This is a genomic window from Lonsdalea britannica (genome assembly GCF_946477055.1).
Classification (GTDB): domain Bacteria; phylum Pseudomonadota; class Gammaproteobacteria; order Enterobacterales; family Enterobacteriaceae; genus Lonsdalea; species Lonsdalea britannica_A.
Genome location: NZ_CAMKXG010000015.1, coordinates 1 through 25,163 on the forward strand (window position 1 = coordinate 1; position 25,163 = coordinate 25,163).

General features: G+C 56.5%; 22 protein-coding genes. 11 read left to right on the forward strand and 11 right to left on the reverse strand.

What is annotated here, in order from left to right:
- Positions 1–429: 429 nt before the first annotated feature.
- From asmA to apbC, 4 genes are all read right to left on the reverse strand, one after another.
- Complete coding sequence (gene asmA / locus Q7O77_RS02400) at positions 430–2,220, reverse strand: outer membrane assembly protein AsmA (protein WP_304163212.1); 1,791 nt, start codon at positions 2,218–2,220, stop codon at positions 430–432.
- Positions 2,221–2,268: 48 nt separating this feature from the next.
- On the reverse strand, positions 2,269–2,850 hold the full coding sequence (gene dcd, locus Q7O77_RS02405) for a dCTP deaminase (protein ID WP_304163249.1): 582 nt from the start codon (positions 2,848–2,850) through the stop codon (positions 2,269–2,271).
- A gap of 86 nt (positions 2,851–2,936) precedes the next feature.
- Complete coding sequence (gene udk / locus Q7O77_RS02410; RefSeq protein ID WP_085652678.1) at positions 2,937–3,578, reverse strand: uridine kinase; 642 nt, start codon at positions 3,576–3,578, stop codon at positions 2,937–2,939.
- A 152-nt stretch (positions 3,579–3,730) separates the two neighbouring features.
- A complete protein-coding gene (gene apbC, locus Q7O77_RS02415; RefSeq protein ID WP_304163215.1) occupies positions 3,731–4,840 on the reverse strand; it encodes an iron-sulfur cluster carrier protein ApbC in 1,110 nt (369 codons plus the stop codon).
- Positions 4,841–5,066: 226 nt separating this feature from the next.
- Here apbC and metG point away from each other — a divergent pair, with 226 nt between their 5' ends.
- The 4 genes from metG (at position 5,067) to Q7O77_RS02435 (ending at position 10,480) form a co-directional block, all read left to right on the forward strand.
- Positions 5,067–7,097, forward strand: coding sequence for a methionine--tRNA ligase (gene metG / locus Q7O77_RS02420; RefSeq protein WP_304163217.1), 2,031 nt, complete (start codon positions 5,067–5,069; stop codon positions 7,095–7,097).
- 366 nt (positions 7,098–7,463) lie between these two features.
- A complete protein-coding gene (locus tag Q7O77_RS02425; protein ID WP_304163219.1) occupies positions 7,464–7,895 on the forward strand; it encodes a VirK family protein in 432 nt (143 codons plus the stop codon).
- A 248-nt stretch (positions 7,896–8,143) separates the two neighbouring features.
- The gene (locus Q7O77_RS02430) at positions 8,144–9,217 is read left to right on the forward strand and encodes a sugar ABC transporter substrate-binding protein (protein ID WP_094117686.1); all 1,074 of its coding nucleotides are present in this window, start codon (positions 8,144–8,146) and stop codon (positions 9,215–9,217) included.
- Between the two features lie 12 nt (positions 9,218–9,229).
- A complete protein-coding gene (locus tag Q7O77_RS02435) occupies positions 9,230–10,480 on the forward strand; it encodes an LVIVD repeat-containing protein (protein ID WP_304163222.1) in 1,251 nt (416 codons plus the stop codon).
- Between the two features lie 56 nt (positions 10,481–10,536).
- Here Q7O77_RS02435 and pgl read toward each other — a convergent pair whose 3' ends face one another.
- On the reverse strand, positions 10,537–11,535 hold the full coding sequence (gene pgl / locus Q7O77_RS02440) for a 6-phosphogluconolactonase (RefSeq protein ID WP_304163224.1): 999 nt from the start codon (positions 11,533–11,535) through the stop codon (positions 10,537–10,539).
- Between the two features lie 223 nt (positions 11,536–11,758).
- On the opposite strand from pgl, the gene Q7O77_RS02445 reads away from it, so the two are divergent.
- Positions 11,759–12,577, forward strand: a complete 819-nt coding sequence (locus Q7O77_RS02445; RefSeq protein ID WP_094117683.1) for a pyridoxal phosphatase — start codon at positions 11,759–11,761, stop codon at positions 12,575–12,577.
- A gap of 49 nt (positions 12,578–12,626) precedes the next feature.
- Here the strand turns inward: Q7O77_RS02445 and modC are convergent, their stop codons facing one another.
- The 4 genes from modC to Q7O77_RS02465 all read right to left on the reverse strand — a co-directional run bounded on the left by modC (position 12,627) and on the right by Q7O77_RS02465 (position 15,445).
- Entirely contained in the window at positions 12,627–13,685 is a 1,059-nt protein-coding gene (gene modC / locus Q7O77_RS02450; protein ID WP_304163227.1) for a molybdenum ABC transporter ATP-binding protein ModC, read from the reverse strand.
- On the reverse strand, positions 13,685–14,374 hold the full coding sequence (gene modB / locus Q7O77_RS02455) for a molybdate ABC transporter permease subunit (RefSeq protein WP_304163229.1): 690 nt from the start codon (positions 14,372–14,374) through the stop codon (positions 13,685–13,687). Before modB ends, modC begins: the two co-directional genes overlap by 1 nt.
- Complete coding sequence (gene modA / locus Q7O77_RS02460) at positions 14,374–15,147, reverse strand: molybdate ABC transporter substrate-binding protein (RefSeq protein WP_304163231.1); 774 nt, start codon at positions 15,145–15,147, stop codon at positions 14,374–14,376. Before modA ends, modB begins: the two co-directional genes overlap by 1 nt.
- 142 nt (positions 15,148–15,289) lie before the next feature.
- On the reverse strand, positions 15,290–15,445 hold the full coding sequence (locus Q7O77_RS02465) for an AcrZ family multidrug efflux pump-associated protein (RefSeq protein ID WP_094117679.1): 156 nt from the start codon (positions 15,443–15,445) through the stop codon (positions 15,290–15,292).
- A gap of 202 nt (positions 15,446–15,647) precedes the next feature.
- Between Q7O77_RS02465 and modE the strand changes: the two genes are divergently transcribed.
- The 5 genes from modE (at position 15,648) to gpmA (ending at position 21,515) form a co-directional block, all read left to right on the forward strand.
- Positions 15,648–16,439, forward strand: a complete 792-nt coding sequence (modE, locus tag Q7O77_RS02470; RefSeq protein ID WP_304163233.1) for a molybdenum-dependent transcriptional regulator — start codon at positions 15,648–15,650, stop codon at positions 16,437–16,439.
- A gap of 71 nt (positions 16,440–16,510) precedes the next feature.
- A complete protein-coding gene (modF, locus tag Q7O77_RS02475) occupies positions 16,511–17,983 on the forward strand; it encodes a molybdate ABC transporter ATP-binding protein ModF (protein ID WP_304163236.1) in 1,473 nt (490 codons plus the stop codon).
- Between the two features lie 263 nt (positions 17,984–18,246).
- Positions 18,247–19,263 carry a UDP-glucose 4-epimerase GalE gene (gene galE, locus Q7O77_RS02480; protein WP_304163238.1) on the forward strand — a complete coding sequence of 339 codons (1,017 nt, stop codon included), beginning with the start codon at positions 18,247–18,249 and terminating at the stop codon, positions 19,261–19,263.
- A gap of 75 nt (positions 19,264–19,338) precedes the next feature.
- Positions 19,339–20,397, forward strand: coding sequence for a galactose-1-epimerase (gene galM, locus Q7O77_RS02485; protein ID WP_304163240.1), 1,059 nt, complete (start codon positions 19,339–19,341; stop codon positions 20,395–20,397).
- A gap of 365 nt (positions 20,398–20,762) precedes the next feature.
- Positions 20,763–21,515, forward strand: coding sequence for a 2,3-diphosphoglycerate-dependent phosphoglycerate mutase (gene gpmA / locus Q7O77_RS02490; protein WP_085653515.1), 753 nt, complete (start codon positions 20,763–20,765; stop codon positions 21,513–21,515).
- Between the two features lie 330 nt (positions 21,516–21,845).
- On the opposite strand, the gene aroG is transcribed toward gpmA, so the two are convergent.
- The gene (gene aroG / locus Q7O77_RS02495) at positions 21,846–22,898 is read right to left on the reverse strand and encodes a 3-deoxy-7-phosphoheptulonate synthase AroG (RefSeq protein WP_304163243.1); all 1,053 of its coding nucleotides are present in this window, start codon (positions 22,896–22,898) and stop codon (positions 21,846–21,848) included.
- Positions 22,899–23,167: 269 nt separating this feature from the next.
- Between aroG and zitB the strand changes: the two genes are divergently transcribed.
- A complete protein-coding gene (zitB, locus tag Q7O77_RS02500; protein ID WP_304163245.1) occupies positions 23,168–24,094 on the forward strand; it encodes a CDF family zinc transporter ZitB in 927 nt (308 codons plus the stop codon).
- Between the two features lie 16 nt (positions 24,095–24,110).
- On the opposite strand, the gene pnuC is transcribed toward zitB, so the two are convergent.
- Entirely contained in the window at positions 24,111–24,836 is a 726-nt protein-coding gene (gene pnuC / locus Q7O77_RS02505; protein WP_304163247.1) for a nicotinamide riboside transporter PnuC, read from the reverse strand.
- Positions 24,837–25,163 lie beyond the last annotated feature (327 nt).

Sequence of the window (25,163 nt, forward strand, 5' to 3'; positions counted from 1 at the left end):
ATCTACACTATCCTCTTCGTCGGCAGCGTCAGATGTGTATAAGAGACAGCCGCGGATGTTGTCTGGACCGGCGAAGGAGGTCAGCCCTCCCTGTATCGTTCTTCCGAAGCCTCAAGCCGGGCCTTTTGCGCCCGCTGCGGCAGTTCGCTAGGCGCGATTGACGATGCGCCCACTCTCGCTCTGCTGACCGGGGTATTTGACCCGCAGGAAGATGTGGTGCTGATGCCCATTGCTCATTCGTTCGAGGATATGAAACCGGCGTGGTGGAGGAGACGGTGCCCCGACGCCGTGGCGTGAGAGGAAAAGCCTAGCAGATGCCCGTTGTACGACGGGTAACGGAGTTATACCCGAAATCGGGTGACATATACGATGAAGTGGGCTGAGAGGAAAACCATGAGGCCGCGCCGTCACCGGCTGGCCTCAGGCATATCAGTCAGGCTGGTTCTTCTTCGACCAGTCATTGATCTGCTGCTTCAGTTCGTCTTGCAGACGCTTACGCAACATCTGGTCGACCGGCAGCTGGTAGTTCAGATTATCGAACGGACCATACAGACGGAAAGGAATCCGGGTATTTTTCAACAGCTGAACCACGCGGTCGTCGCCCTGCCAGCCATCAATCACCTGCACGCTAAGGTTGATGTTGCAGCTCTGCGCAGGCAGATCCAGCAACCCTTCCCCGCCGACCGCCAAGATCTGCGAACGGCCATCCAGATTGTACATCCGCAGTTTCCCGGCATTCAGTCGGGCCTGACCGGTGATCTGCTGCATCTCGGTGTAATGCTCGTCGCCGCTTTGCCCTTGAACCCCATTGCTGTTACGTTCCACCGCCTGCTGGATCATACGCGGAATGTTCAGCCCATACAGCCGCAGGCGGCTCGCCTGTAGCGCGGCGTTGCCCTGCCATTTGGACAGCATTGCCGGCACGGTGAGGCTGTCACCGCTGAATTTACCCTGCATCGTGAATGTGCCGCTCAGCGTTTCCGGCAACGTCAGTACCCGCATCAGATCGGTTAACTCGACGTTCTCCAGTTCAGGCTGCACGTTAATCGCCGGAGAGGCATCAATATCCAGCGTTCCCGGCAGTGAAAAATGGCCTTCGCCTACTTGGCCGCTCAGCTCGGCAACCGTCACTTTGCCCCGCTGATTGACGCCGCTCACGCTGAACTGGTTCATTTTGACGCCGCGGTAGATCAGAGTGTCAGCGCGCAACGCGAAATGCGCGGTGAAATTACGCAGCCCGCTGTTCGCCAGCTGCGGCGAAACATCGCTGGAGATAACCGGTTTCACGGCGGACGCTTTGTCCGCATCGGCCGTATCGTCATCGTTTTGAGTCAGTCCCAGCAGCGTGTCCAGATCCAGCTGAGCCGAGCGCAGGTCGACCGTATAATCCGGTACAAGCCCTGACGTGTAGGCCGCGGTTCCGCTTAACTGGCTTTGATTGGCGCTCAGAGCAAACTGGCTGACGGTAACTTTTTCCGGCTGACGTTGGTAAGTGGCCTGCATAGAGCCGGTGCCGGTGATACCGCTCGCGGGCAGCCCGGCGCCTTGCAGCTGATAGTCCAGACGATCGACGCGCGCGCTGATTCGCTGAGGAAACTCACGCATGTCTAGCACGGACGAACCCGACAAGGAGAGATCGCGCTGGTCGCGGTTGATGCGGGTGGATAACGTCAGCTGCGCCTCATTGGGGACGCCGCGCGTCATACGCAGATTGATGTCGCGCAGATTGAGCTGTTCACCATTCTCCTGCTGCATAATCAGCAGGCTGTCGGCGACTTCTATGCGCCCGATATCGAAACGCCAGCCGCTGCCGATATCCGGTTCGGCTGCCCCCGGCGGGGCAATTGGCTGATTGATTTTTTTCGGCTGACTTTCCGGGGTGAGCCGGACCACCGCCCCTTTCAGCATGACCTGCTTAACTTCCAGCCGATGGGACAGCAAAGGCCATAGCTTGACGTCCAGACGCATGTTCTCAGCGCTGACAATCGGCGACTGCGCGCCCGGCGCGCTCAGAGACATCCCGCCGGACAGAATGCTCAGCTGCGGCCAGACGTGCCAACGTAAATCGCCGTCCAGCTTCATCTGATAGCCGCTTCGGGCCGCCACCTGACGAGTCATGTAGCCGCGAAAATCATTCGGGTTGATGAGCACGACTAACGCACTCATGCCAGCGGCCAGCACCACCAGCAGAATAACCAGCGCGGTAAAGAGTCTTTTCATGCCATCCTCATTGATATTCGGGCTGCATCAGGCGGCGGCGTCTGTGACTTAGTCTTCGTCGATCCGGCTAGCCACCGCGCCCTGCTGATCTTTGTATTTGGCGTCCTGACGTCGGTTATAAGGCCGAGCCGCCGGGCCAGACAGCGGTTCAAAGCTGAGCGCGCCGATCATCATGCCAGGACGCAGCGCCAACGGCAGCTTCCCTGAATTATAGAACTCCAGCACAATCCGTCCCTGCCAGCCCGGGTCGATGCGGTGGGCGGTCACATGCACCATCAGCCCCAGACGCGCCAGCGAGGAACGGCCATCCAGCCAGCCGACCAGATTGTCCGGCAGGGTCACCGATTCCAACGTCACCGCCAGCGCCAGCTCTCCCGGATGCAGGAAAAAGGCTTCGCCTTCCGGCAGATTGATTTCGTCGCTCATCACGCGATCCAATGCCGCGCTGACTTCGTCTTTCGGACCACTCAGGTCGATATAAGCCGCGGTATGACCGCGAAAGACGCGGAACTGATTTCCCAGACGCACGTCAACCGTGGCGCCGTTAATACGTTCTGCGGGGGGACGTGGCGTAATCACCAGCCGACCATCATCCAGCCAGTTTTCAATATCGCGATCGCACAGTCTCATCATTTTCTCCGCTCAGGATTTAGACAGGTTACTCCGCTGCCGTCGGTTCTGAGTGACCGAGGGCGGCAGCGCCTGCTCGTAACAGTTTATTCAAAGAACTGGCTGATTTTCGCCTTCAAAATATCGATAGCGATGCGGTTTTTACCCCCGCGCGGCACGATGATGTCCGCATATTGCTTAGACGGTTCAATGAATTGCAAAAACATCGGACGTACGGTTTTCTGGTACTGCGCCATCACGGAGTCCATCGAACGACCTCGGTCGTTGACGTCGCGACGCATACGGCGCAACAGGCAAATATCCAGCGGCGTATCGACAAAGATGGAAAAGTTGAGTTCGCCCCTCAGACGGGCGTCGGTCAGCAGCAGAATGCCTTCCAGAATAATGACTTTCTTCGGCTCGAGAAGCACCGTTTCTTCAAGGCGGGTGTGTTCCACATAACTGTACTGCGGCAGCGCGATTTCCTGTCCGCCCTTCAGCATTCTCAGATGCTGTAACAGCAGATTGTGGTCCATGGCGCTGGGGTGGTCATAGTTGGTTTTCACCCGCTCTTCCATCGTCAGATGGGTTTGATCCTTGTAATAGCAGTCTTCCGGAATGACACCAATATGTTCATCGCCCACCTGTTCACGCAACTCACGGTAAAGGGTACTGGCTATGAGACTTTTACCGGATGCAGAGGCTCCGGCAATCCCGATAATGACACACTGGTGAGACTTGTCAGTCATGGCAATAAAGACCTGGTTTACGAAAAATAAAAGAAGGGACACACCGCATAGGGTGTCTGAACGCCGCAATTATAGGGAGTTAGCCGCTTTCACGCCAGCACTAAGCGGGAGAGGGGTTCGCGTCCGAGCAGGACGCGAACAGGAATGGCGCGTTATAGCGCGCGAAACGCGATTTCAGTGGGGATGACTTCGCCTTGCCAGTACAGCTGTGCGGCGACCCGCCCGGCCAGCTCGCGATAGAGCGAGGTAAACTCGCTGTCGGGCTGGCTGACCACGGTCGGTTCGCCGCGATCGAGATCTTCACGTAAAGCGATGTGCAGAGGCAGTTGGCCCAGCAGCGCACAGTGATATTTTTCCGCCAGCTTTTGCGCGCCGCCCGTGCCAAAAATAGGCTCCAGATGGCCGCAGTGGCTACAGATATGCACGCTCATGTTTTCAACGATACCCAGAACCGGCACCTTCACTTTCTCGAACATGGCGATGCCTTTCATCGCATCCACCAGCGCGATGTCCTGCGGCGTGGTGACCACCACGGCGCCAGTCACCGGCACGTTCTGCGCCAGCGTCAGCTGAATGTCGCCCGTCCCCGGCGGCATATCCAGCACCAGATAGTCGAGATCGGGCCACAGCGTATCTTGCAGCAGTTGCAGCAGCGCTTTGCTGGCCATCGGCCCGCGCCACACCATGGCATTGTCATCCGTGACCAGATAGCCGATGGAGTTGGAGGCGATGCCGTGCGCCACGATAGGCGCCATATGCTCGCCGTCCGGCGACGTTGGCCGTTCATGCGTCGTTCCCAACATGGTAGGAATGGACGGCCCGTAGATATCCGCGTCGAGGATCCCCACGTTGGCGCCTTCCGCCGCCAATGCCAGCGCCAGATTCACAGCGGTGCTGGACTTGCCGACGCCGCCTTTGCCGGAGCTGACCGCCACGATGTTTTTCACGCCTTTGACGCCGGGCTGATTGTTCGCTCGGCTCAACGTGGCAATCGCGTGCGTTAGCCGCCACTCCACGCTTTTCGCGCCGGTGAGACGCAGCAGTTGGTCACTGACCGACTCCTTCAGCACCTCAAGCCCGCTCAGCCAGACAAAAGGCATCACAAGCTCAATGTGCAGCACGTCATCCAGCAGCGCGCAGTGATGCAGCGCGTTGAGCGCCATCAGATCTTTATTCAACGTCGGGTGTGTAAAGGCGGCAAGTACGCGGCTCACCGTCTCGTGCAGCGCGTCAGGGCTGTGCCCGGGGAGGTTATCTTTCATCCCGGCTCCTTGAAATTTTGTCATTAATCAGAACACGGCTTTAAGCATAACAGAACGCCACGAACGGGCGTACCGCCACGGAACAAAGTCTTTTCAAGCGCTGCCTGAGCGCCGTTTGTCGCGGGCTAGCGCACGTGAAGCCGCATCCAGAACAGGTTTACGCGCCGCGCCGCTATCGGTTAACATCGTGGCTCTTTCTCACTCATTAACAAGCAAGTTCCCCACTATGACTCAAGTCGCAAAAAAAATTCTGGTAACGTGCGCGCTGCCTTATGCTAACGGTCCTATCCACCTCGGCCACATGCTTGAACACGTTCAGGCGGATATCTGGGTTCGTTATCAGCGAATGCGCGGCAACCAGGTTAATTTCATCTGTGCGGATGACGCCCACGGTACGCCTATCATGCTGAAGGCTCAGCAGTTAGGGATCGCGCCGGAGGAGATGATTGCGGCCGTCAGTCAGGAGCATCAGCAGGATTTCGCGGGCTTCAACATCAGCTACGACAACTATCACTCCACGCACAGCGAAGAGAACCGCGAGCTGTCTACGCTGATTTATCGTCGCCTGAAAGAAAACGGCTATATCAAGAGCCGCACGATTTCCCAGCTGTTCGACCCGGAAAAAAGCATGTTCCTGCCGGACCGCTTTGTGAAGGGAACCTGCCCGAAATGTAAAGCGGCAGATCAGTATGGCGACAACTGCGAAGTGTGCGGCGCGACCTATACGCCGACCGAGCTGATCGATCCGAAATCGGCGATTTCCGGCGCGACGCCGGTCATGCGCGACAGCGAACACTTCTTCTTTGATCTGCCCGCTTTCAGCGACATGCTGCAAGCCTGGACGCGCTCTGGCGCGCTGCAGGATCAGGTCGCGAACAAAATGCAGGAGTGGTTCGACTCCGGTCTGCAACAGTGGGACATTAGCCGCGACGCGCCCTACTTCGGCTTCGAAGTGCCGGATGCTCCGGGCAAATACTTCTACGTCTGGCTGGATGCGCCGATCGGCTACATGGGTTCATTCAAGAACCTGTGCGACAAGCGCGACGATTTGAATTTCGACGACTACTGGCATAAAGACTCTGACGCCGATCTCTATCATTTCATCGGCAAAGATATCGTCTACTTCCATAGTCTGTTCTGGCCCGCCATGCTGGAAGGCAGTAACTTCCGTAAGCCGACCAACCTGTTTGTCCACGGTTACGTGACGGTGAACGGCGCGAAGATGTCCAAATCTCGCGGTACCTTCATCAAAGCAGACACGTACCTGAAGCACCTGGACGCCGACTGCCTGCGTTACTACTACGCGGCCAAGCTCTCTTCCCGCATTGACGATATCGACCTTAACCTGGAAGACTTCGTACAACGCGTAAACGCCGACATCGTCAACAAAGTCGTCAACCTGGCTTCACGTAACGCGGGCTTCATCAACAAGCGTTTCGACGGAAAACTGGCCGATGCGCTGGCCGACCCGGCGCTGTACAAAACCTTTACCGACGCGGCCGACAGCATTGCCGACGCATTTAGCAGCCGTGAATCCGGCAAAGCCATTCGCGAAATCATGGCGCTGGCTGACCTGGCCAACCGCTATGTCGACGAACAGGCGCCGTGGGTCGTGGCGAAGGAAGAAGGCCGTGATGCCGACCTGCACGCGATCTGCTCAATGGGTATCAACCTGTTCCGCGTCTTGATGACCTACCTCAAGCCGGTACTGCCTTCGCTGGCCGAACGTGCCGAGGCATTCTTGAACACGGATCTGCAGTGGGATGCGCTGGCCCAACCGCTGCTGGGCCATCAGGTTAATCCGTTTAAGGCGCTGTTCAACCGTATCGATCCGAAAAACATCGAAGCGATGGTTGAAGACTCCAAGCAGGATATCGCCGCCGCCGCGGCACCGGTCAGCGGACCGCTGGCGGACAATCCGATTCAGGACACCATCACATTCAACGATTTCGACAAGGTCGATATGCGTATCGCGCTGATTCAAAAAGCGGAGCTGGTGGAAGGTTCGGACAAGCTGCTGCGTCTGTCTTTGGATTTGGGTGGCGAAACGCGTCAGGTCTTCTCGGGGATCCGCGCAGCCTATCCCGATCCGGCCCTACTGGAAGGCCGCCTGACGATCATGGTCGCGAACCTTGCACCGCGTAAGATGCGTTTCGGTATTTCCGAAGGCATGGTGATGGCGGCAGGCCCCGGCGGAAAAGACATCTTCCTGCTGAGCCCAGACAGCGGCGCACAGCCGGGTATGTTGGTGAAATAATCCTTGTCAGGCTGGGCTTCGGCTCAGCCTGTTTTTACTCCCCCCTTTGATTCTCCCTGTCCCTTGAACGTCCTTCAGTCTGCATTTCTCTGCTGATTTCCAAGATTTATCCCGCGCCACTCTGGAGCGCGTTAACCGAACGCACATCGATGGTGACGTCTCTGCAAAACTGTTGGCGGATAAACCGAGATCGGAGAATTCCTGATTTAGTTTTCCGAGGGGGCGTAATAGATTGTATTGTAATATTTTTTGTTAGTGCTTTAAACGTATAAGCCGTAAAGATCTAGGCTCGCGCCGCCAGATCCGTCTATTCTCTTGGAGCTAATACGATTTACAGGGATTTTATTCACATCAAGGAGGACGTTTATGTCTCGTATGACCCCGTTGTTTTTAACCGTATCTTTATTCACCGTCGCCGCTAGCGCCTGCGCTGCCAAGCCTCTCACGAGCCAGTCAACCCTCATCAATGCGCTGAATGAGGGAAGTGAAGTGTCCGTCAGTATCGACCTTTCACAGTGTACGCCGCAGAATGGCGCCGTCCCCAGCCAGACCCGTGGTGGTCTGCGCATTCAGGCCTATCGCTTGACCGGAGACAATACTCTGTCGTTCAGCGATGAACACTTTACGGTGGCGAACGACGGCAAACCCATTCAGCAGTTTATGCGCTATCAGGTGCTGCCGGATAATATCGTCAATTTCACGACCTATATGTACGATCTGCCCAGCCTGCAACAGCGCGGCACGGCGCTAAGCTATCGCTGCAACGTCGGTCAGGGCGTTTCTTTCTTCGCTAAATAAGCCTCAATCGAGCTCCCGCCGTCGCTGAGCGGGAGCCGCAATTTACGCCTCTGCTGCATTCTCCTTTTACGCTACGTCCTGCTCTCAAACCTCGCGAACAACCCGTTATAAGATAAAACCAAAAAACATAACGCGGGCTCTTTGCACCTTTCACCGTTGTCGCTATGATGCTTCATCCAGATAAATAGACATCCAGACATAAAGATATCCATAAACTGGCAACACGATTTCCCACCAAGGAGCCCATGATGAAGAAGTTTCACGCCGCGTTAGTGGCATTAAGCATGACGATCGCGCTGCCTGCGTTGGCAGAAAATACCCCTACTCTCGCTCCGCTGCCTGCCGCGCTAGCCAACCATAACGGTCCGGTGCGTATCGCCGTCATCCGTAATTTGGGCTCCGATGACAACACTACTCAGTTCGTTTCCGGCGTACTGGAAGAAGGGAAAAAACTCGGCTTCAAAGTCAGCACATTCCTGAGCAATGGCGACGATGCCCGCTTCCAGGACTTCGTCAATCAGGCTATCAGTCAAAAATACGACGGCATTATTCTGTCTCAAGGGCGTGATCCTTACTCCACCGAGCTGTTGCAGCGCATCGTGGACAGCGGCATCAAGGTCGCAGTATTCGACACCGCGGTGAATCGAGATATTCCCGGCGTTACCGTCACCCAACAGGATGACGCCTCTCTGACCAAGGAGTCCTTCGGACAATTGGTGAAAGATTTCAACGGCAAAGCCAATATCATCAAGCTGTGGGTGGCCGGATTCCCGCCGATGGAACGCCGTCAGGCGGCATACCAGCAATTGCTGAAAGCCAATCCCGGCATTAAAGAGCTGGAATCCATCGGCGCCGTCTCTTCCGACGTGCAGGGCGACACCGCCAACAAAGTCGGCGCGGTATTGGCGAAATACCCGAAAGGAAAAATTGATGCGATCTGGGGAACCTGGGATGCCTTCAGCCAGGGCGCTTACAAAGCGCTTAAAGAGAACGGTCGGACAGAAATCAAGCTCTACAGCATCGACATCTCCAATCAGGATCTGCAGTTGATGCGTGAAGCCTCAAGCCCGTGGAAAGTCAGCGTCGCCGTGGACCCGAAACTGATCGGTAAAGTGAACCTGCGTCTGGTCGCGAACAAAATCGCCGGCGAGCCGACGCCTGCCACCTACGAATTTACCGCCGCCTCAATTCCGCAGGCGCTGCTGGCAAGCCAGCCGGGTCCGGTCAATGTCGCCAGCCTTGGCAAGATTATTCCGGGCTGGGGTCAGACCGATGATTTCATCGCCCCGTGGTTTGCTACACTGGCTGCAAAAGCAAAATAACGGAGGCGAGTTATGGCATCAGCACCTTTGCCCACCCCCGATTACAGCCGCAATATGCGGCTCATCGGCCACAGCGATCAGGGCGGACGCTCTGATGGCGTACAGGTGATGGTTCATCGGGGCTACGCGTATATCGGCCATATGGTGTCGCAGGGCGTTTCCATCGTCGACGTTCGCGACCCCATCAACCCCAAAACGGTGGGGTTTATCCCCGCCCCGCCGGGCACCTGGAATATCCACCTGCAAACGCACGACGATCTGTTACTGGTCGTCAACGCCCGCGATCTGTTTGCCGATGCAAACTTCGCCGAGGAAAAGGTGTATTACACCCGCTCCGTCGCCGAAACGGTGGATACGCGCCAACAAGGCAATACCTGGAGCGCGGGTCTGCGGATTTTTGATATCTCTCGCCCGGACAAACCGCAGGAGATCGGCTTCCTGCCGTTGAACGGCATCGGCATCCATCGCATCTGGTACGTCGGCGGACGCTGGGCTTACGTCTCCGCACTGTTGGAAGGCTACAGCGACTATATTTTCCTGACCATCGATCTGGCCGATCCGCGTAAACCGGAAGTCGCTGGCCGTTACTGGCTACCGGGTATGCACACCGCCGGCGGCGAAACGCCTGACTGGCCGGACGGGAAGCGCTACGCGCTGCATCACGCTATCGTCAGCGGCGATACGGCTTACGGCAGCTGGCGCGACGGCGGACTGACGCTGCTGGACGTCAGCGACCGCACGCAGCCGCAGCTGATCAGTCATCGTAACTGGAGTCCGCCCTTCGGCGGCGGCACGCACACCGCGCTACCCTTGCCGGATCGCGATTTACTGATCGTGCTGGATGAAGCGGTGTTGGACAATCAGGAAGACGGGGAAAAACTGATCTGGGTCTTTGATATTCGCGAGCCGACCAACCCGGTCAGCATCGCGACCTTCCCCCAGCCGAACGAAGTGGATTATGTGAAGAAAGGCGCGCATTTCGGGCCGCATAACCTGCATGAAAACCGTCCCGGCAGTTTCATCAGCTCAACGCTCATCTTCGCGACCTATCAGAACGCGGGCGTGCGCGTTTACGACATCAGCAACCCCTATCGTCCCAAGGAAACCGGCGCGCTGGTGCCCGCCGCGCCAGACCGTATGATGGACCGGCGTCCCGGACGCCCGCGCGTCATTCAGTCATGCGACGTGTTTGTGGATGCAGAGGGGATTGTATACAGCACCGACTACAACGCCGGGCTGTCTATCATCGAATACCGCGGATAATGCATAAACCCGGCGCGGATCTTATCCGAACCGGGTTTTCTTGTATCACTTCAAGCTTAATCCAACGCCAGAATCGTGACCCACATCGGTCCCTGCCCTACCGCATAACGCGACAGCGGCTGCAGATGCCCCCCTTCCGCGTTGATCTGATAGACCTCGATATAGTGCGACTTCTGACCCGCCACAATCAGGAACTGACCGCTGTTGTCGATATTGAAACCGCGCGGTTGGATCTCCGTCGGCTGATGGCCGATCAGCGTCAGATGGCTGCCGTCCTCCGACACCCCGAGAATGCTGACCACGCTGGCGGTGCGGTCGGTGGTATACAGGAAACGACCGTTCGGCGTGATATGGATATCAGCCGCCCAGCGCGTTCCGGTGAAGTCCTCCGGCATCACATCCAGCGTCTGCACGCGGGTGATATTGCCGTCAGCGTCTTTGATGTCGAAAACATCCACCGTACTGTCCAGTTCGTTGACGCAGTACGTGAAGCGGTTGTTAGGGTGGAACACCATGTGACGCGGACCCGCTCCCGCAGCGGCAGGCAGATCGGCGGGCTGATGCTCGCTGAGTTTGCCTGCTGACGACAGATCATACAGACGGATGCGATCTTCTTTCAGGCAAGGCGCCCACAGCACCTTATTCTCCGGATCGATATTGGTAGAGTGGCAGCCCTCCAGACCATCCAGCTGCTGGATAAACTCTCCCGCGACGCCGTCGTCGCCAATCGGGCTGACGCTGACACAGGCATTACTGTATGACGCACAGAACAGATAACGGCCTTCGTGGTCGGTAGACAGATGTGTTGGGCTACCGGGCAGCGCTGCCTCACCCGCCTGCGTCAACGTTCCATCCGGCGCAATGCGGTAGCTGATCGCGCGAAACGAAGGACGTACGCCAACGTAAAGGTGCCGTTTATCGGGCGCAACCACCATGGGCTGAACCTGTCCAGGAGCTTCAACGACCTGTAACAACGTCAACTCGCCTTCGCTGTTGAGCCGCCACACGTGGATGTGCTGGCTTTCGGGACTGGCGGTATAAACCACTTGCTGCATTAGACTCTCCTTTAAACGCGGATTGCGCTTCTTAGCACTCAGACATCAATAGTAGACCGGAACGGCCTATCGCTCCTCACCTCGATGCGGGCGCAGTTGTAACATGGCTCACGTTCTGTAAGGGTTGGCTGACAGAACGAAGGGAAAGCAATTGGCCCTACAGCGCCCTCTCCTTACGGTGTACCATTTGAGAAAGTTTACCTATAACCCGAGAGAAATCACGATGACCTATCGCGCAATCGCCCTCGATCTGGATGGCACCTTACTTACCGCACAGAAAACCATTCTGCCCGCTTCGATGAAAGCGCTGGCCCTGGCTCGGCAGGCCGGGATCAAGGTACTGATCGTTTCCGGTCGTCATCACTCGGCCATACGCCCTTTTTATCAGGCGCTGGAGCTCGATACACCTGCTATCTGCTGTAACGGCTCTTATCTGTATCATTATCAGACAAAGCGTATCTCGGAAGGTCAGCCGCTGACGTCGGAGCAGGCCAGAGGCGTGCTGAAAAAACTGCAGCAGTTCGACATCCACGGTCTGATGTACGCCGACGACGACATGCTGTATGAAAAACCGACCGGTCACGTCGTCCGCGCGCTCGCCTGGTCTGAAACGCTGCCGGTAGATCAACGCCCAAATTTCCGCCACGTGGATAACCTGGAGGAAGAAACCGCACGCGCGCAGCAGATCTGGAAGTTTGCCACTCACCATCCGGACAATGCCCACCTGAATGGTTTCGCGCAGCAGGTGGAAGAAGAGCTGGGCGTGACCTGTGAATGGTCATGGAAGGATCAGGTCGACGTCGCACAGTCCGGCAACAGCAAAGGCCAGCTACTGCGCCGCTGGGTGGAAGAGCAAGGGTTGCAGATGCAGGATATCGTCGCTTTCGGCGACAACTTCAATGACATCAGCATGCTTTCCACGGTCGGTCTGGGTGTGGCGATGGGTAACAGCGCGGATGCGGTTAAAGAAAGCGCGGATGTCGTCATCGGTCACAACGAAGAACCGGGTATCGCGGAACTGATCATGAACCGGATCCTTTGATGGGAAAGCGCACAGGCTGCCATGCCGGTAGCCTGTGCCAGAACATGCATCACGGCGTAATCGAAACGCTTTTAATCTGAACAAACAGCTGTTGGTCCGGGCACAATCCCAGCTCATCTCTGGCCCACGGGGTGATTTTCGCCCAGAGGGCCTGACCGCCGACCCACAGTTTCACCTCGACCTGATCGCCGACCTCCAGACATTCCGCCACCCGCGCCGCCAGCACGTTGCGAATGCTGGTCGCCGTCGGCCGTTCCAATACCAGCGATACATCCGCCGCGTTGATGCGGATGCGCTGCGCGCTGTTCAACGGCGCGTCAACTTTCTGCACCCACAGAGTCTGGTCTCCCAGCGAAAGCGCAGTCATCGGATAATGGGGATGCTGCTGCAACACGTTCGTCTTCAGGATAGTGCTTTGCTCTTCGCGCGGCAGCCAGGGCCGCAACGCGCTGCTGGCCCATACCGTTTCCAGCTCGCCTTGCGTTTTGACCTTGCCCTGATCTAACACCACCACACGGTCCGCCAGACGCCAGATTTCCTCTAGGCTGTGGCTGACATAAAGGATCGGCGTTTTCACCTCTCGTCCCAACCGCTCAAGATAAGGCAACAGCTCCCGCTTGCGCGGCGTGTCCAGCGACGCCAGCGGCTCGTCCATGAGCAACAGATCGGGCGCCGTCAGCAACGCCCGACCGATGCTCACCCGCTGCTTTTCTCCCCCCGACAGGGTCAGCGGATGACGTTTAAGCAGGTGTTCAATTCCCAGCAGCTGCACGATATCGTCAAACTGCCTGCGCATGGCGGGAGCCATACCGTAGCGTAAATTGCCGGCGACCCGATAATGGGGGAACAGCCGTGCATCCTGAAAGACATAACCGATTCGACGCTGCTCGGGCGGCAGGAAAATACGGCGTTCGGTATCCACCAGCACCCGATCGTTGAGCTGAATATATCCGCTATCGGGCCGCGTCAGCCCGGCAATGGCGTTAATCAGCGACGTTTTTCCCGCGCCGGAAACGCCAAATATCGCGGAAATACCGCTGGCGGGCAGAGTCGACGTGACGCTGAGCGACAACTCACCCAACTGTTGAGAGAAATCCAGTTGCAGCATTATCCCCCCAGTCGCCGCCGGCTCCAGCCGGTCAGCCACTCCGACAGCAACAGCGCCAAGAGCGACAGCACGATAGCAATGAGGCACAGTCGGGCCGCCTGCGTTTCCGCGCCGGGCGTCTGAATCAGCGTATACATCGCGAGCGGAATAGTGCGGGTTTCACCGGGGATATTGGAGACGAACGTAATCGTCGCGCCGAACTCCCCTAAGGAGCGCGCGAACGCCAGCACCGTGCCGACGATAATGCCGGGCAACGTCAAGGGCAGCGTGACGGTGAAAAAGACGCGCCACGGGTGCGCGCCTAGCGTGCGGGCGGCCAATTCAAGGCGTGGATCCACCGTTTCAAGTGACAGTCGGATCGCCCGCACCAGCAGAGGAAACGCCACCACGGCAGAGGCCAGCGCCGCCCCACGCCAGCTAAAGCTGAAACTGACGCCGAACCAGTCATAAAGCCAGGCGCCGATAACGCCCTTTCGCCCCATGCCTACCAGCAGCAGATAGCCGATAACGACCGGCGGCAGGACCAAGGGAAGATGGATGAGGCTATCCAGTAGCGACTTGCCGGGAAACCGACAGCGCACCAGAATCCACGCCATCAGAATTCCCAGCGGCAGGCTACCGCTCACGGCTAACAGCGAGACCTTGAGACTCAGCTGAATCGCCTGCCATTCATAGTCGCTGAGCCCCATTAGCGCGGAGTGAAACCGTAGCGTTTGAAGACGTCCGCGGCCTGCGGCGTTTTCAGGTAGTCAGAAAAGGCGTTGGCCGCCGCCGTGTCGTGATCTTTCACGATAGCAACCGGGTATTCCACCGGCTTATGACTGCTGGCCGGGAAGATCCCCACAACCTTCACTTTCGCGCTGGCGACCGCGTCTGAACCATAAACGATGCCTAGCGGCGCTTCTTCACGCTCTACCAGCGCTAACGCGCCGCGCACATCGCTGGCGCGAGCCATCAACGGCGATAGGGTGTCCCAGGCTTTCAGGTTTTGCAGCGCCTCCTTGGCGTAGATACCCGCAGGAACATGGTCCGGATCGCCGACGGCCAGACGGCCGCCCTTGAGCAGGCTCGTCCATGGGGTGGAGGTATTGATATCGATCGATTTTACGTCGGCATTTTTCGGTGCGATGACAACCAGTTCGTTACCCAACAGCGTATAGCGGCTGCCGTTGTCGATGAGCTGCTTGTTCTGAGCGTAATCCATCCACTGCTGGTCGGCGGAAATAAAGATATCGGCAGGCGCGCCCTGCTCTATTTGGCGCGCCAGCGTCGACGACGAAGCGTACGACGCCACGATCGAAACCTGCTTTTCTTGCTGATAATGATCTGCGATTTCCTGCAGCGCATTGGTCAGCGACGCCGCGGCGAACACCGTAACTTTATCGGTCGCCGCGGAGGCCCCAGCGATCATTCCCAGGCTTAATGTGACTACGGCCAGCCATTTTTTCCATGAATACTGCATGACAATGTTCCCCGTTATTTTACCGTTGTGTAGGCGATAATATAACGGTAGTTACAAAATGACATCTGCTTTGTGGAAGCTGAATTGACGAAATAATGACAGGAAAAAGTCCGGCGAACGCCGGACTTTCAAAGAGAGGGGATCAGGACGCTTTTTGTGAAGATTTGGATTCGTGATGACCCAGGGCGGAGAAGACGTTAAACACCTCGCCCAGACCGTAAATGCACCCCAGAATCAAGGCCATCATCACCGGCACCATACATACCGCAAACAGCAGACTACTCAGCAATTCCAACATGTCGACCTCACTTGAAGCAATGGCTGTCGTGGCAAGACAGCAATCCAGATTCATCAGGCTACCGTCAAATGCTAGCCCGCGCTTGTAAACAGTCTACCCGAAAAGTATGAATTAATGCGGCCTTTCGTGCGATTTGCCCGCCGCCGGAAAAATGGTGACAATACCTTTTGCCGACGCGCTTCTCTCAATGGAACCTATTGCCATGCAAGCAGAAATCCTTCTTACCCTGAAACTGCAACAGCGTCTGTTTGCCGATCCCCGCCGCATTGCGCTGCTCAAACAGATCAAGCAGACGGGTTCCATCAGTCAGGGAGCCAGATTAGCCGGTATCAGTTATAAAAGCGCCTGGGACGCCATCAACGAAATGAATCAGCTGGCCGACCAGACCCTCGTCGACCGAGTGACCGGCGGCAAAGGCGGCGGCGGCGCGGCGGTCACGAGCTACGGGGAACGCTTGATCCAGCTGTATGATCTCTTAGCGCAGATTCAACAGAAAGCCTTCGATGTCCTGCAGCAAGACACGCTGCCGCTCGACAGTTTGCTGGCCGCCATCGCGCGTTTTTCCCTGCAAACCAGCGCGCGCAACCAGCTGTTCGGCACGCTGATCAGCCGGGCGGAACAGCCGGTTCAGCAACATTTGGAAATTCTACTGGCCGACGGCAACACCCGAATTCAAGCCGCGATTACCGCCCAAAGCGCGGAACGCTTGCAGCTGACGCAGGGCAAAGAGGTGCTGGCATTGGTCAAGGCGCCCTGGGTGAGCGTCACTCCGCAGGATCAACCCACCACAAACGCGGATAACATCCTGCCGGGCAAAATTACCCACCTGCAAACAGGCCTCGATCACAGCGAAATATGGGTGACGCTGACTGGGGGAGAAGTGCTGTGCGCGACGCTCTCCAACGCCACCGTTGCGCGCTATGCGCTTCGGCTCGACCAGTGCGTCAACGCCAGCTTTAGCGCTGAGCAGGTGATTATCGCCACGCTGTGCTGAGCCGCAAACGCGCCGATGACTCGCACGCCGACAAAATAAAGGGCGCAGGAATACTCACTAAGGAAACCACTATGTCATTTTTGCAACTGCATCAGGCACGCTATCGACTCAGCGACACCCGCACGTTTTGGCTGGATGACGTCACCGTCCGCCAAAAAGAGAGCTGGGCGTTCGTCGGCGCCAACGGTAGCGGCAAATCGGTGCTGGCAAAGGCTATATCCGGCGAGTTGCCGTTGCTGGAAGGCCAGCGGCAGTGCGACTTTCAGCGCATCGCGCGGCTGTCGTTCGAACAGTTGCAACAGTTGGTGAACCAGGAGTGGCAGCGTAACAATACCGATATGCTGAGCGAAGGCGAAAATGATACCGGCCGCACCACCGCAGAAGTGATTCAGGACGCCATCAGCGACGACGCGCGCTGTTCCGCGCTGGCCGAACAGTTCGGCATCGTCCCTCTGCTGCAACGGCGTTTTAAGCATCTGTCCACGGGGGAAACGCGTAAGGTTATGCTGTGTCAGGCGCTGATGCCGCAGCCTGACCTGCTGATTCTGGACGAACCGTTCGATGGGCTGGACGTCGGTTCCCGTCAACAGCTGAGCGACCTGTTAGCACAGTTGACGACACAGGGCTATACGCTGGTGCTGATCATCAATCGCTTCGAGGACATTCCCGCGTTTGTCGAACACGTCGGGGTGCTGGCGGACTGTTCGCTCACCCGCCACGGTCAACGCGATCAGATTATGGCGGATGAGCTGGTGGCGCAGCTGGCCTACAGCGAGAAACTCCACGATGCCCGTTTACCAGAGCCAGAATCGCCGCGCCCGCAAGGCAGCCCAGACGCATCGCAACAGCCGTTGATCCAACTTCATCACGGAGTCGTGAGCTACGACGACCGCCGGATACTGGACGACCTCAGTTGGACCGTGATGCCCGGCCAGCACTGGCAGATTATCGGGCCTAACGGAGCAGGGAAATCGACGCTGCTGAGTCTGATCACCGGTGACCATCCGCAGGGCTACAGCAACGATCTGACGCTGTTTGGCCGTCGACGGGGCAGCGGTGAAACCATCTGGGACATCAAGCGACACATCGGTTACGTCAGCAGCAGCCTGCATATGGACTATCGCGTCAGCATCAGCGTCCGCCACGTCATTCTTTCCGGATTTTTCGACTCTATCGGCGTGTATCAAACCGCTTCCGATCGGCAAAACCAACTCACGGCGGAGTGGCTGTCATTGCTGGGTCTGCCCGACGCCACGGCGGATGCGCCCTTCCAATCGTTATCCTGGGGACAGCAGCGTCTGGTACTGATCGTCCGCGCGCTGGTGAAACACCCCGCCCTGCTGATCCTTGACGAGCCATTGCAGGGATTAGATCCGATAAATCGTCAGCTGATCCGCAGCTGGCTGGACCGGCTGATTGGAGAAGGCGACACGCAGCTACTGTTCGTCTCGCACCATGCGGAAGATGCGCCGCACTGCATCACGCATCGCCTAGAGTTTGTCCCGGAAGGTTCAACCTACCGCTACCAGCAAGAGGCGTGCTGAGTTGACCAGTATGACCCGGCGATGTCGTCGGGTCCGTCCGTTTAACGTTCCGGCCATCAGACCACCTTTGTGAGAGCGATTCCACGAATTTACTTTTCAGCTTATTCTGTAGGTAAAACACTTAATTGTTTCGTGGAAGTTTGTACACTGTCTTCATGATGAGAGCATCAGGCTCAACAAAGCGCATTGTTCCCCTTTTCAATCGATTTTACGTCGGGCTTTGCATGCTCCCTCTTTTCCCTATTTTTTGACTAGAGGTCATTATGAAGGTACTGGTTACAGGTGGGAGCGGTTACATAGGAAGCCATACCTGCGTGCAGTTGATCGCCTCAGGCCATCAGCCCATCATTCTCGATAATCTGTGCAACAGCAAATCGAGCGTCGTCCCCACCATCGCGCGACTTAGCGATCAAATTCCTATCTTCTATCAGGGCGACGTCCGCGACCGACAGCTGCTGGATGAAATTTTCTCCGAACATGCAATTGATGCCGTGATTCACTTTGCCGGTCTCAAAGCGGTGGGCGAGTCGGTGCAAAAGCCGATCGACTACTATGATAACAACGTCTATGGGACGCTGACGCTGGTCGACGCGATGAGAAAAGCCAACGTCAAAACGCTGATATTCAGCTCTTCGGCCACGGTCTACGGCGATCAGCCGCAGATCCCCTATCAGGAAAGTTTTCTCACGGGCATGCCTGCCAGCCCCTACGGGCGTAGCAAACTGATGGTGGAGCAGATCCTGCAGGATCTGCAACGCGCTGAACCAGAGTGGAGTATCGTGCTGCTGCGCTATTTCAATCCGGTCGGCGCGCATCCGTCGGGTGAAATGGGGGAAGATCCGCAGGGGATCCCCAATAATCTGATGCCATATATTGCGCAGGTCGCCGTGGGTCGCCGCGATTCCCTGGCGATATTCGGCAACGATTACCCTACCGCCGATGGCACCGGCGTAAGAGACTATATTCACGTTGTCGATTTGGCGGACGGTCACATCGCCGCCATGAACACGCTGCATCGCCAGCCCGGCGTCCACATCTATAATTTGGGAGCTGGCGTGGGTTACAGCGTGTTGCAGGTCGTTGCCTCATTCAGCAAAGCCTGCGGCAAACCCGTGCCTTATCACTTCGCGCCGCGACGTGAAGGCGATTTACCCGCCTACTGGGCGGATGCGGAAAAAGCAGCCCGCGATCTCAACTGGCGCGTGGCACGGACTCTGGATGAAATGGCCGCCGACGTCTGGCGCTGGCAGTCTTCTCATCCGACGGGGTTTCCTGACTAATTTCGACGGCAATGGCGTCTCTCCGCGCCGTATCACTTAGCGGGACGCGTTGTCAGTCGCGAAGTGGAGAGCGCAATGCATAGCGAAACGACCGATATGCTGGCCCCGGACGGTCAGCCTTTTCAACGACATATACTGCGAAATGCCTCCGGTATGTCTGTCACCGTGATGGACTGGGGCGCGACGTGGACGTCTTGTCTACTGCCGCTGCCCCCCAATGAAACCCGTGAAGTCCTGCTCGGCTGCGCGCCCGAAGATTATCCCCATCAGAGCGCCTACCTGGGCGCCTCCGTTGGTCGCTATGCCAACCGGATTGCCAATGCGGTCATTGAGAAAAGCGGACACGTCACTCCTCTCGCGGCCAACAGCGGAAAAAACCAGCTGCATGGCGGCCCTGTCGGGTTTAATGCGCGTCGTTGGCAGATTGTCCAGCACAGCGAGAACGCCATCACCTATCAGCTGCACTCTCCGGCGGGCGATCAGGGGTTTCCCGGTCATCTCACCGTAGAAGCGCATTATCATCTCACCGACGACAATCAGCTGACGATCACCTATCGTGCGGAGGTCGACACTCCCTGCCCGGTCTGCCTGACTAACCATGCCTATTTCAACCTCGACGGGACGTTCGAGGATGTCCGTCAACATCACCTCCAGCTGTTCGCCGACCAGTTTCTGCCGACCAACGCGGAAGGTATTCCTTTTGGCGAGATCAAGTCTGTTGCCAGCAGCAGCATGGATTTCCGTCTGCCAAAAACACTGATGCAGGATTTTTTGACGGACGACGATCAACGCGCGGTCGGCGGCTATGACCATGCCTTTTTACTGCGGCAGGATACGCCCTCGCCCCATCCGGCCGCCGTATTGTGGTCCAGCGATAAGCGAATCAGACTGGACGTCAGCACCAGCGCCCCCGCGTTGCAGGTGTACACCGGCAATGCGCTCGAAGGTACGCCAGATCGTAACGGCGGCCACTACCCTAACTATGCTGGCATCGCGCTCGAAAGCGAGTTTTTACCGGATAGCCCTCATCACCCCGAATGGCCGCAGCCTGACTGCTGGCTCAGGCCTGGGGAAACCTACCTGTCGCTGACCGCCTATCGGTTTTTCTTCGATGATGCGCCGAACGTGCTCTAGCCGCTCGATGAATGATGTCTGGACTAATGTCCGCGACCTTAGGTCAGATCAAAAATCATCGGCGGATTATGAGTACACTATCCACAGCCCTGACCGGCGATAGGTGGCCCGAATAGTCACCAGAAGATACTATATGGATCGTCGGTTTTAATGCCGCCCGTTGGCCGCCCTTTTCGGTCATCGGTCCCCTGATACTCTGGCATTTGGGGAAAGTGACAAGCTGAACCGATCAAGCTAGCTGTTTTATGCCGCAATTGCGCGCAATAAACTGACAGTGAGACGACAAGCGATTGCCGATGACTGTTCTACAGCCCTATAATGTGGCCAGTCATTACAGAAATCTTAGGATCTGAAGGAGTTAAGCTATGGCTGTAACTAAGCTGGTACTGGTACGACACGGCGAAAGCCAGTGGAACAAAGAAAACCGCTTCACCGGCTGGATGGACGTTGAACTGTCTGAAAAAGGCGTCAACGAAGCCAAACAGGCTGGTAAATTACTGAAAGAAGAAGGTTTTTCTTTCGATTTCGCTTACACCTCCGTGCTGAAACGTGCCATCCACACACTGTGGAACGTACTGGACGAACTGGATCAGGCTTGGCTGCCAGTAGAAAAAAGCTGGAAACTGAACGAACGCCATTACGGTGCTTTGCAGGGACTGAACAAATCCGAAACCGCTGATAAATACGGTGACGATCAGGTGAAACTGTGGCGTCGTGGTTTTGCCGTGACTCCGCCGGAACTGACCCGTGAAGACGACCGTTTCCCGGGGCACGATGCGCGTTATGCTTCTCTGACCGACGAAGAGCTGCCGCTGACTGAAAGCCTGGCGCTGACCATTGATCGCGTGGTCCCGTTCTGGAATGAAACCATTCTGCCGCGTCTGAAAAGCGGTGAGCGCATTGTCATTGCTGCCCACGGTAACTCACTGCGTGCGCTGGTCAAATATCTGGACAACCTGAGCGAAGACGAAATTCTGGAACTGAACATCCCGACTGCCGTACCGCTGGTTTACGAATTTGACGAAAACTTCAAACCGACCAAACGTTACTACCTGGGCAACGCGGACGAAATCGCCGCTAAAGCTGCAGCAGTAGCGAACCAGGGTAAAGCGAAGTAATTTCGCTTCCACCCAATAAAAAACCCGGCTCAGGCCGGGTTTTTTATTGCTCGTCGTAAATAACTCGTTGCATCACGTCTTAACGAGGAGAGTGGCGACGGCGGAGACATCACTTTACCCTAAGGGCTGTTTTGCAGACGCTGACGAAACAGATGCACGCCTCTTCAGAGAGGGCTCATACCTATTCTTCAATGAGTGGACGCAGTCGGAACCGACCAAACGAGGCGGAAACAGAGATCGGAACACGCCTTCCCCTATCCTTTCGCAACCTCAAACGTAAAACCACCGCCATAAAGGCGGTGGTTTTTATGTTATAGCTCTGACCGACGATTAGCCGCGGCGTTGACGCACCGCATCGGCTAACTGACGCAGCAGCGTTGCGGTATCATCCCAACCAATGCAACCATCGGTGATGCTTTTACCGTACACCAGCGTCTCGCCGCTATCCGGATTTTGATTGCCTTCGACCAGATGACTTTCGATCATCACGCCCATAATGGCTTTTTCGCCACCCGCGATCTGCGCACAGACATCAGTACCCACGTCCATCTGTTTCTTGAACTGTTTGCTGCTGTTGGCGTGGCTAAAGTCGATCATCACCTGCGGTGTCAGTCCGGCTTTTTCCAAACCGACTTTCACTTCCTGCACATGCTTCGCGCTGTAGTTTGGCTCTTTACCGCCGCGCAGAATAATGTGGCAATCATTGTTGCCGCTGGTATTCACGATGGCGGAGTGACCCCACTTGGTCACAGACAGGAAGCAGTGCGGCGCCTGAGCGGCGTTAATCGCATCGATGGCGACCTTGATCGTGCCGTCGGTGCCGTTTTTGAATCCAACCGGGCAGGACAGACCGGAAGAAAGCTCACGGTGTACCTGAGACTCCGTGGTACGCGCGCCAATCGCGCCCCAGCTCATCAGATCGGCCAGGTACTGCGGAGTGATCATATCCAGGAACTCACCCGCGGCGGGCAGGCCGGTGTCGTTGATATCCAGCAACAGTTTGCGAGCGATGCGCAGGCCGTCATTGATCTGGAAGCTGTGATCCATGTACGGGTCGTTGATAAGTCCTTTCCAGCCCACCGTCGTACGCGGTTTCTCGAAGTAGACTCTCATGACGATTTCCAGCTCGCCATTCAGTTCCTGACGCAGCGCCTGCAATTTAGCGGCATACTCTTTCGCAGCTTTAACATCGTGAATGGAGCAAGGACCGATAATCACCAGCAGACGATCGTCGCCGCCGTGCAGTATTTTATGGATGGCAGAGCGGGCCTGAGATACCGTCTTGGCGGCATTTTCCGTCGCGGGAAATTTCTCCAGCAGCGCGACAGGTGGCAACAACTCTTTGATCTCTTTAATTCTTAAATCGTCGTTTTGATAACTCATAGTAATCCCAATCATTCCCGAACGGTGGGCTTAGCCTGTGGTCATTGCCCACAATCCCGTCAGCCACAAATAAAAGCAGGAAACCCCGCGGATGATGCATTATAAAACAAGCTAACGACTAAAATCCCTGAATAATTCACCCTCGTCCGAGGAATACCCAGGCGCCTACGGTGTTTCCCAGCAATGAATTCCCTTTCCCGATGCGAATGTGGGTTTTTTGTCCCGTTTGACATACAGTTAAAACAGGCATGTAAACAGGAAGCCATTCGATGACCCAATCTCGCTCTAAAGAACAGAACAATAGTCAACGACTGCTGGCGGCGTTTACGATCACCGCCGTTTTCATGGTCGTTGAAACAGTCGGTGGGCTGATCTCAGGCTCCCTCGCGCTGCTGGCGGACGCCGGACATATGCTAACTGACACCGCCGCGCTGCTGGTGGCCTTGCTGGCCGTACGCTTCGCGGCGCGTCGTCCCACCGCCAACCACACTTTTGGTTTCCTGCGGTTGACCACGCTCGCGGCTTTCGTGAACGCCATCGCGTTATTCATCATCACCGTATGGATTTGCTGGGAAGCCTTTCAACGCTTTAGCCATCCCCAGCCGATAGCGGGCGTCCCGATGCTGATCATCGCCGTCGGTGGTCTCTTGGTTAACCTGTTCGCGTTCTGGCTGTTACATCGCGGCGGCGGCGAAAAAAACATGAACGTCCGAGCCGCGGCTCTGCACGTGCTAGGCGATATGTTGGGCTCGGTCGGCGCGATTGCCGCAGCGCTCATTATCATGGTGACCGGTTGGACGCCGATTGATCCCATTTTATCCCTGGTGGTATCAGTGCTGATCTTACGTAGCGCGTGGTCATTGCTGAAAGAAAGTCTTCATGAGTTGCTGGAGGGGTCGCCCGCACAGATTGATGCCGAGGCGTTAAAGCGGGATTTAAGCGCCGATATTCCGGCGGTGCAAAACGTACACCATGTCCACCTATGGCAGGTCGGAGAAAAGCCGCTGCTCACGCTGCACGCGCAGGTGACGCCCCCTGACGATCACGACGCCCTGTTGCAACAAATCCAGGCCTACCTGCTACAGCGTTATCAGATAGACCATGTGACCATCCAGATGGAATATCACCACTGCGATCACGGCCACTGCCATATTCAGCAAGTGGCCGGCGAGCACCATCATCATCATCACCACTGATGGCGCTCAGTCGCTGTTAGCCGGCTCGGGCCAGAGGGCGCGACTGATTCTCGCGGGCGCCCTTTATCCACAGCCAGGAGCCGTTGAGGGCTATCAGCGTCAGGATGGCGTATTGCAGTGACATCGCATAGACGCCCTGATAGGCAAAGATCACCACGCTGATAACATCGATGACCACCCAGATCAGCCAGTTTTCGACGTATTTACGCGTCATCAGGATCATCGCCACGATGGACAGCACGGTCATTGTGGAGTCCCAGAAGGGGAAAGCATCAGGCTGTAGCTGAGGACGCTCAACGCTGATTCCGATGCCTTTCATCAACATCATGGCGATATCAGTCAACAGCGCAAAGAGCGCGTCGATATAAACCGTCATCAGGCCAATCGCCACGATGCATGCCGCGCCCCATCCCAGTGATTGCGGCAGAGACAGCCAGCGTATGCGCAACTCGGATTCATCGGCGCTGGTCTTACGGCTCCAGGCATACCACCCATAGAGATTCGCGCCGAAGAAAAAGATCTGCAGCAGCAAGCTGGCATAAAGCTGGATCTGAAAGAAAATCAATGCAAACAACGTGACGTTGATCAGCCCGAACAGATAATTACTCGTCTTCTCAAGGCTAGCCAACCCGATACACAGTAAACCGAATAAAGTCCCCAAGGCTTCAACCCACGACAGGTCGTAACCGTTCGCGCCTAAAGGGATATGAACCAGAATATTGCTCGTACTGAAAAAATCCATCTTCACCTCGTCTGACCCGAAACTCACTGTATTGTCATGGCCTCTGACCGTAGAGTCAGACGGCGTTTTATATACTAAACAAAATAGCCATATCACACCACTTAATTACGCTTTAATGCGACATAAATTGCACTTGGGTTTAATTTATTAAAAATGAATGACTGGATTAATAAGGATAGCTGGCGAGCGGCCTCTCGCCCGGCGCTGTGCTGGCAACATACAAGGGAAAATCCGTCGCGCTTGACGACATCGTCGATGCACGAAGCCTCAACGAGCGTTTTCATTACCTTGCGTTACCCGACTCCGATAGAGAAACGCCGCAAAGCG